Source organism: Caulobacter sp. B11 (genome assembly GCF_002737765.1).
Classification (GTDB): domain Bacteria; phylum Pseudomonadota; class Alphaproteobacteria; order Caulobacterales; family Caulobacteraceae; genus Caulobacter.
In genome coordinates, this window is the sequence record NZ_PEGG01000173.1 from 1 (window position 1) to 7,704 (window position 7,704).

Annotated in this window: 6 protein-coding genes and 1 pseudogene; 2 read left to right on the forward strand and 5 right to left on the reverse strand. The window is 66.3% G+C overall.

The features are described 5' to 3' along the window. The 5 genes and pseudogenes from CSW58_RS08150 to yghU form a co-directional block, all read right to left on the reverse strand. Positions 1-1,378 (reverse strand): annotated as a pseudogene (locus CSW58_RS08150) (family 43 glycosylhydrolase); the annotation flags it as partial. 273 nt (positions 1,379-1,651) lie between these two features. Beyond that, a complete protein-coding gene (locus tag CSW58_RS08155) occupies positions 1,652-3,094 on the reverse strand; it encodes a sugar porter family MFS transporter (RefSeq protein WP_099446959.1) in 1,443 nt (480 codons plus the stop codon). Positions 3,095-3,213: 119 nt separating this feature from the next. Beyond that, on the reverse strand, positions 3,214-4,386 hold the full coding sequence (locus CSW58_RS08160) for a carboxynorspermidine decarboxylase (RefSeq protein WP_099446960.1): 1,173 nt from the start codon (positions 4,384-4,386) through the stop codon (positions 3,214-3,216). 12 nt (positions 4,387-4,398) lie between these two features. Beyond that, positions 4,399-5,604: a saccharopine dehydrogenase family protein gene (locus tag CSW58_RS08165; RefSeq protein WP_099446961.1), complete on the reverse strand. Its 1,206-nt coding sequence runs from the start codon at positions 5,602-5,604 to the stop codon at positions 4,399-4,401. A gap of 244 nt (positions 5,605-5,848) precedes the next feature. Further along, on the reverse strand, positions 5,849-6,724 hold the full coding sequence (gene yghU / locus CSW58_RS08170; protein WP_099446962.1) for a glutathione-dependent disulfide-bond oxidoreductase: 876 nt from the start codon (positions 6,722-6,724) through the stop codon (positions 5,849-5,851). Between the two features lie 277 nt (positions 6,725-7,001). Between yghU and CSW58_RS08175 the strand changes: the two genes are divergently transcribed. Together CSW58_RS08175 and CSW58_RS08180 are read left to right on the forward strand one after the other, a co-directional pair. Beyond that, positions 7,002-7,409, forward strand: a complete 408-nt coding sequence (locus CSW58_RS08175; protein ID WP_099446963.1) for a DUF1330 domain-containing protein — start codon at positions 7,002-7,004, stop codon at positions 7,407-7,409. A gap of 68 nt (positions 7,410-7,477) precedes the next feature. Beyond that, positions 7,478-7,704 (forward strand): hypothetical protein (locus CSW58_RS08180; protein WP_201721608.1); only part of this gene is annotated, 227 nt, incomplete at its 3' end.

Here is a 7,704-nt window from a genome sequence, read left to right on the forward strand (position 1 = left end):
CCGCGCTCGATGCCGTACTGGTGGGTGACGAAGGCCTTGGCGTCAAAACCCAGCCCGCAATAGAGCTGGCGGTCATAGAACAGGATCAGGCCGGCGCGGGTGTCTGGATCGATCTCGATCTCGCAGGTGATCTCATAGGCCTGGTCGCCATTGACGAAGATCAGCGGGGCACCGGTGCTGGGGCCTCGCCCGCGCCCTTCAGGGTCAGGACGCCGTCCTGGCGTGACAGGCGGTCCTGCTCGCCGGGCGTGGGATCGAAGAAGTTCCACTGCACGCCGTACTTGTCGGCGCTGAAGTCGTCCGACAGCGCCATGCCGTGGCTCAAGGCCTTGCCGCCCTTGGGCTTGGTGATCGGCTTCGAAAGATCGCCGCCGCCGACCGTGAACCAGCCGTCCTTCGTCCAGGTCACCGGGGCCAGCAGGGTCTGGCGGCCCAGGGTGTAGAAGCCGTTTTCGTAGCCGTGATAGACCGTCCACCAGTCGCCGGCCGGGCCCTCGACCAGGGTGGCGTGGCCGCGCGACCACCACTTCTCGCTATTGTCGGTGGTGCGCACCACCGGATTGCGCGGATCGTCTTCCCATGGCCCGGCCAGCGACTTGGCGCGCGCCACGATGACCATGTGGCCGGTCGGCGGGCCGGCGGTGCCGCCCACGGCGGTGACCAGGTAGTAGTAGTCGCCCTTCTTCATCACCTTGGGGCCTTCGGGCGAGAAGCCCTCGACCTCCCAGTCGTCCGGATAGCGCCAGGGATCATAGACGTGCTCGGGCTTGCCCACGGTCGACAGGCCGTCGGGGGCCAGCTGGATGCGGTCGCCTCCCGACAGGAACAACCAGCGCACGCCCTGCGCGTCGACCACGTGGCCCGGGTCGATATAGCGCGGCAGCTTCAGGTCGATGGGCTCGGACCACGGTCCCTCGATGCGGTCGGCCCAGATCACATAGCTGGTGTTGCCGGCCGGGTGCTTGGCCGGCAGGTAGATGTAGAAGCGGCCCTCGTGCTTGCAGAGTTCGGGGGCCCAGATCGAGCCGACATTGGTCTTCAGGCTGGCCACCACGGGGGCCCAGTTCACCAGGTCCTTCGATCGCCAGATCAGCAGGCCCGGATAGGCGTCGAACGACGAGTGGGTCATGTAGTAGTCGTCGCCGTCCTTGAGGATCGACGGATCGGGATGGTCGCCGGCCAGGATCGGATTGAGGAAGCGTCCGTTCCCCAGGTCGGCCTTGCGCTGGCCCTCGACGCCCCGGGCCCAGGTCGGGGTTCCGGCGCGAGCGGGGCCGGGCAGGGTTCCCATCTGGGCCTGGGTGGCGGCGGGAACAGCGGCCGCGGCCGCGCCGGTCAGAAGCGAGCCAAGGGCTCCGCGTCGGCTGATCTGGACCATTCGATTTCCTTCCTAAGCCACTGGCCGCGCGATCGAACGTCACGCTGACATTGTTACCGGTAACTTAACGGCAAGTTTTCAGTGTTGTCCACCGGTGTCATCGCGCCTTTGACGGGTCAACGCTGTCATGGGCCGCGGCCTGTGGAAACAGAAAACGCCCGCCGCGAGGGATCGCGACGGGCGTTCATTCTTGGCTTGTCATCCCGGAAGCCTCTGAGCCGCTTCCGGGATGACAAGCCTGTGTTCGCCGGACTTAAACGGCTTTTTGAAGCTTCAGCCCTGCATGTCTTCCAGCTCGGCGCCGCGGGTCTCGCGAACCATCTTCTGGACGAAGAAGAACGAGATCAGGGCGCTGAGCGCGTAGAAGCCGTAGGTGACCGGCAGGCCCAGCCCCGCGGCCATGGCCGGGAAACTGACCGAGATGGCGAAATTGGCCATCCACTGGGCAAAGCCGGCGACCGCCAGGCCCGAGCCGCGAATCTGGTTGGGGAACATCTCGCCCAGCATGACCCACATGACCGGGCCCCAGCTGAGGTTGAAGAACACCACATAGGCGTTGGCGGCGATCAGGGCGATCAGGCCAAATTGGCCCGGCAGGCTGAGCGCGCCATTGACCATCGCGCCCTGGAAGAAACAAAAGCCCACTAGGCCCAGGGTCACGGCCATGCCGGCCGACCCGATCAGCAGCAGCGGTTTGCGGCCGATCCTGTCGATCAGGGCGATGGCCAGCAGGCAGGCCAGGATCGACAGCGACCCCGACAGGATATTGATCTTCAGGCTGTCATCTTCCGAGAAGCCCACCGACTGCCACAGCACCGAGCCGTAGTAGAAGACGATGTTGATGCCGACCAGCTGCTGGAACACCGCCAGGCCGATGCCGGTCCAGACGATCGGCCGCAGCTTCCGGGTGATCGGGTCGATCAGGTCGCTCATCCTGGGCTTGTGATGGTCGGCGGCCAGGGAGGCGCGGATCTCGGCCACCTTCTTGTCGCCCTGGCCTTCACCGAACAGGCGCGACAGGATCGCCGAGGCTTCGGCGTCCTTGCCCTTGGCCACCAGGTAGCGCGGGCTCTCCGGGATGGTCAGCAGGCTGAAGAAGAAGATCGCCGCCGGGATGGTCTGCATCCAAAACATCCAGCGCCAGGCCGGCAGGCCCAGCCAGAAGGCGGCGGTCGAGCTGCCGGCGGTGTGGGCCAGAATGTAGTTGGCCACGAACGCGCCGGTCAGGCCGGTGATGATCATGATCTGCTGCACCGACGACAGCCTGCCGCGGATGTTGGCGGGGGTGACTTCCGAGATGTAGACCGGGCACAGCACGCTGGCGGCGCCGACGCCCAGGCCGCCGATCAGGCGGAAGGCGATGAACACCAGCGAACTGTCGGCCGCGCCGGTGCCGATGGCGCTGACCAGGAACAGCAGGGCCGAGATGATCATCACCGCGCGGCGGCCCCAGACATCGGCCAGACGGCCGGCGGCGAAGGCGCCCACGGCGCAGCCGATCAGGATCGCGCCGACATTGAGGCCGGTGCCGAGCTTGCTGAGATTGAAGGCGCTTTCGAGGCCTTCCTGGGTGCCGTTGATGACGCCGCTGTCATAGCCGAACATGAAGCCGCCGATGGTGGCGACGGCGACGATGGCGGCGATGAAGGCCATGTTGACCTTGCCGCCGTCGGCGCTCATTCCCGGGCTCGGGCCCGCGCTGGAAACTGAAGCCACCTGTTCCTCCCCTTCAGGCCCGGGGGCCCGTTTCTTCCCTGAGCGACTCTTGAGGGTCGCCTGTTGCTGGAACTCTAGTGTTACCGGTATCAACGCGCAAGCCGCGCCCGCCTGACGGCTCAGGACAGGCGGTCGCGGAAATCGGAATAGGCGAACTGCCGGACCAGTTTCAGCACGTCGGTGTCGCTGTTCCACAGGGCGATGGAGGGCAGGGGCACGCCGTTGAAGGTGTTGGTCTTGACCATCGAATAGTGGGCCTGGTCGAGGAAGGCGATGCGCAGGCCGGGCGCCGCGGGGGCGGGCAGCACATAGTCGCCGATGATGTCGCCGGCCAGGCAGGACGGCCCGCCCAGCCGCACCGCCACCCCGTCCGCGCCTTCGTTGAGCAGGGCGGGCCGATAGGGGGCCTCGATGACATCGGGCATGTGGCAGGTGGCCGAGATGTCGGTGATCGCCACAGGCATGCCGTTGTCGAAGACGTCGAGGATCTCGCCGACCAGGATGCCGGCGTCCAGGGCCACGGCCTCGCCGGGCTCCAGATAGACCGCGATTCCGTGGCGGGCGATGATCTGGCGCAGGAAGGCGACCAGATCGTCGGTCTGGTAGTCGGCGCGGGTGACATGATGGCCGCCGCCCAGATTGATCCATTTCAGCTGGCCCATCAGGCCTTCGATCCGCGGCTCCAGCGACGCCCAGATCCGCCGTAGCGGCTCGAAATCCTGTTCGCACAGGGCGTGGACGTGCAGGCCGTCGACCCCCGTCAGATGCTCGGGACGCAGCTTCGACACCGGAAAGCCGAGGCGCGAACCCCTCTGGCAGGGGTCGTACTTGGCGACCTCGGCCTCGCTGTGCTCGGGGTTGAGGCGCAGGCCGATGTCGAACACCTGGCCCTGGTCGCGGGCCGCGGCGATCAGGTCGGCGAAGCGGGCGATCTGGGCCGGCGAATTGAAGATCACCGAGTCCGACAGCCGCAGGATGTCGGGCAGGTCCTCGGCCTTGTAGGCCGGCGAATAGGTGGTCAGGTGGCCGTGATAGTGCTCGCGGGCCAGCCGCGCCTCCCACAGGCCCGAGGCGCAGACCCCGTCGAGATAGTCGCCGACCAGATCGGCCAGCGACCACATCGAAAAGGCCTTCAGGGCCAGCAACACCTGGGCCCCCGAGCGGTCGCCCACGGCCTTGAGCGTCGCCAGATTGCGCCGCACCGCGACCTCATCGACCACGAAACAGGGCGAGGGCACGCGGCCGAGGTCGAAGTTCGCGAAGGCGCCGGGACCGGCCGCTTGGGTTTGCATCGCCTGGACCGATCAGAAGGCCAGGGGCGCGGCCAGGTCCTGGACCTTCCAGGGCAGGCCGTGGCGGTTGAGCATGTCCATGAACGGATCGGGATCCATCTGCTCCATGTTGAACACGCCCGCGCCCTTCCACTGGCCGGTCAGCACCAAGGCCGCGCCGATCATCGCCGGGACCCCGGTGGTGTAGCTGACCGCCTGGTTGCCGGTCTCGGCATAGGCCTCTTCGTGATCGCAGATGTTGTTGACGTAGACCGTGCGGGCCTGGCTGTCCTTCACGCCGGTGGCGATGGTGCCGATATTGGTCTTGCCCTTGGTGATCGGCCCCAGCGAGGCCGGCTCGGGCAGCAGGGCTTTCAGGAACTCGATCGGGATGATCTCGCGGCCCTGGAACATCACCGGGTCGATGCGGGTCATGCCGACGTTCTGCAGCACGTCCAGGTGCTTGAGATAGGAGTCGCCGAAGGTCATCCAGAAACGGATTCGCTTAATCTCCGGATAGAACTTGGCCAGGGACTCCAGCTCCTCATGGTACATGAGGTACATGTTCTTGGGGCCGACCTGGTCGAAGTCGAACACCTGCTTGTGCGACAGGGCCGGGCCCTCGATCCACTGGCCGTTTTCCCAGTGACGCGACGGGGCGGTCACTTCGCGGATGTTGATTTCCGGATTGAAATTGGTCGCGAACGGCAGGCCGGTGTCGCCGCCGTTGCAGTCCAGGATGTCGAGCGTGTCGATCCGGTCCAGCAGGTGCTTCTTGGTATAGGTGGCGAACACCGAGGTCACGCCGGGGTCGAAGCCGCTGCCCAGCAGGGCCATCAGCCCGGCGTCGCGGAAGCGGTCCTGATAGGCCCACTGCCAGCTATATTCGAACTTGGCTTCCTCGCGGGTCTCGTAGTTGGCGGTGTCGAGATAGTGCACGCCGGCCGCCAGACAGGCGTCCATGATCGCCAGGTCCTGGTAGGGCAGGGCCAGATTGACCACCAGGGCCGGCTTCACCGACCCGATCAGGGCGGTGGTCGCCGCGACATCGTCGGCGTCCAGCGCGGCCGTGTCGATGGTCACGCCGGTCCGCTGTTTCACCGACTGGGCGATAGCGTCGCACTTGGACTTCGTCCGGCTCGCCAAGGTGATGTGCGAGAAGACGTCGGCGTTCATCGCCATCTTGTGGACCGCGACCGAACCAACGCCGCCCGCGCCGATAACCAGCACCCTGCTCATCCGTGCCTCTCCTGACGCTCAATAACCACGGGCAGCATAGCCGCCTTTCCGGGGGTGGGGGTCTTATCACAACAACAGCGGGTCACAAGGGCGGCGGCGGACTTCCCGGCGCCAATCCCGGGCCGAAAAGTCCGCCGCCAGACCGAAGAACGAAAGTAGCGCACGATCGTGACACTGTTCCACGGGGCCCGGGAAAAGCCCCGGAAGGATGGAAAAGCCTCTGGGCCGATCGGTCCGCCCCGCTCTACTCGGCGGGCTTGAGCTTGTCGGCGGTCTTGAGGTCGAAGTCGCTGGCGTCGTGGCGCTCGGGCAACTGGCTGGACGGCTCGCCGAACACGCGGTTGACCATGCGGCCGCGCTTGACCGCCGGACGGGCGGCGATCTCATCGGCCCAGCGCTGGACGTTCTTGTACTCGTCGACCGACAGGAACTCGCCGGCCTCGTACAGCACGCCCTTGGCCAGGGCCCCGTACCAGGACCAGATGGCCATGTCGGCGATGGTGTAGTCCTCGCCGGCGATATAGGGGCTTTCGGCCAGGCGGCGGTCCAGCACGTCCATCTGGCGCTTCACCTCCATGGCGTAGCGGTCGATGGCGTATTCGATCTTGGTCGGAGCGTAGGCGTAGAAGTGGCCAAAGCCGCCGCCCAGGAACGGGGCGCTGCCCATCTGCCAGAACAGCCAGGACAGGCACTCGGCCCGGGCCGCCGGTTCCGTGGGCAGGAAGGCGCCGAACTTCTCGGCCAGATGGACCATGATCGCGCCGGACTCGAAGATGCGGATCGGCTCGGGTCCGCTGTGATCGACCAGGGCGGGGATCTTGGAATTGGGATTGGCGGCCACGAAGCCGCTGCCGAACTGATCGCCGGCGCTGATATTGATCAGCCAGGCGTCATATTCCGCGCCCGTATGGCCCAGGGCCAGCAGTTCCTCGAGTAGCACCGTGACCTTGACGCCGTTCGGGGTGCCCAGCGAATAGAGTTGCAGCGGATGCTTGCCGACCTGCAGCGGCTTGTCGTGGGTGGCGCCGGCGATCGGCCGGTTGATGGCGGCGAACCGGCCGCCGCTCTCCTTGTTCCAGGTCCAGACCTTGGGCGGCGTGTAGTCGGCGGTGTCGGTCATGCGGGGCCTTCTGGTGAGCGTCTTTGCGCTGCGGATCGTCGACCAATGTGGAGGCTTTGGCGCGCCTCCGCCAGACCGCGGGGCGGGATTCCCGCGCGCCGGCCGCCTCGGCGTCCTCGCCGCGAAGATCGAGCGGGGCGGGACAGCCGCCGCCCGGCGACGCGACATCCCGTCGAGGCTTCGAAAATTGGAGGTGACAGGCGCTGAAAACAAATGGCACTCTTGGTGTCATATTGTCGGTCCGGGGTCTTCCGGACCTCTGTTCAGGAGCCTCGCGATGCAGGTCACCAACGCCCAGGGTCCCACCCAAGCCCAGCAGCTCGCCGCCTTGGCGCGAGACGACGGCAAGCCGATCTATATGCTCAACCTGCTGAAGTTCCGCGACAAGGCGGTCTATGCCGACGGGCGCGAGACCGCGCTGACCGGGGCGGAGGCCTATGCCCTCTATGGCCGGGCCGTCAGCAAGTTGATCGCCGAGAACGGCGGCAAGCTGATCTTCAGCGGCCGGGTGCGCGGCCTGCTGATCGGCGAGATCGACGGTCAGTGGGATTCGGCGGCGGTGATGATGTACCCGTCCTTCAAGGCCATGGCGGCGATCCTAGGCTCGCCGGCCTATGCCGAGATCCATGTCCACCGCGACGCCGGCCTGGAAGGCCAGGTGCTGATCGAGACCGTCATGGGCTGAAGCCCGAAGGCCGCGAGGGCCTCGGTTTGGGGGGAACTGTCTTGATATCGAGTTTTTGGGTCTGGGGCGTGGCCCTGGTTGTCTACACCCTGTTTCTGGCCTGGTACGTCAATTGGCGCGGGCCGCTGGCCAAGGCCGAGGTCGAGGACCTGATCGGGCGCATGACGGCCTCGGGCGTGGGCCGGGGCGGGCCTGACGAACTGCCGACCCTGCGGCGCTTCCTTGACGAGGACGACGGCCGTGAGTTCTTCATGCTCAACGTCATCCGCATGGCCGACGGCCCGGTGGCCGATCC

What these genes read in the sequence shown, in the direction of transcription:
- CSW58_RS08160 (WP_099446960.1), bottom strand. Translation starts at nt 4,386, where the DNA reads ATGCAAACCCAAGCGGCCGGTCCCGGCGCCTTCGCGAACTTCGACCTC.
- CSW58_RS08165 (WP_099446961.1), bottom strand. Translation starts at nt 5,604, where the DNA reads ATGAGCAGGGTGCTGGTTATCGGCGCGGGCGGCGTTGGTTCGGTCGCG.
- yghU (WP_099446962.1), bottom strand. Translation starts at nt 6,724, where the DNA reads ATGACCGACACCGCCGACTACACGCCGCCCAAGGTCTGGACCTGGAAC.
- CSW58_RS08175 (WP_099446963.1), top strand. Translation starts at nt 7,002, where the DNA reads ATGCAGGTCACCAACGCCCAGGGTCCCACCCAAGCCCAGCAGCTCGCC.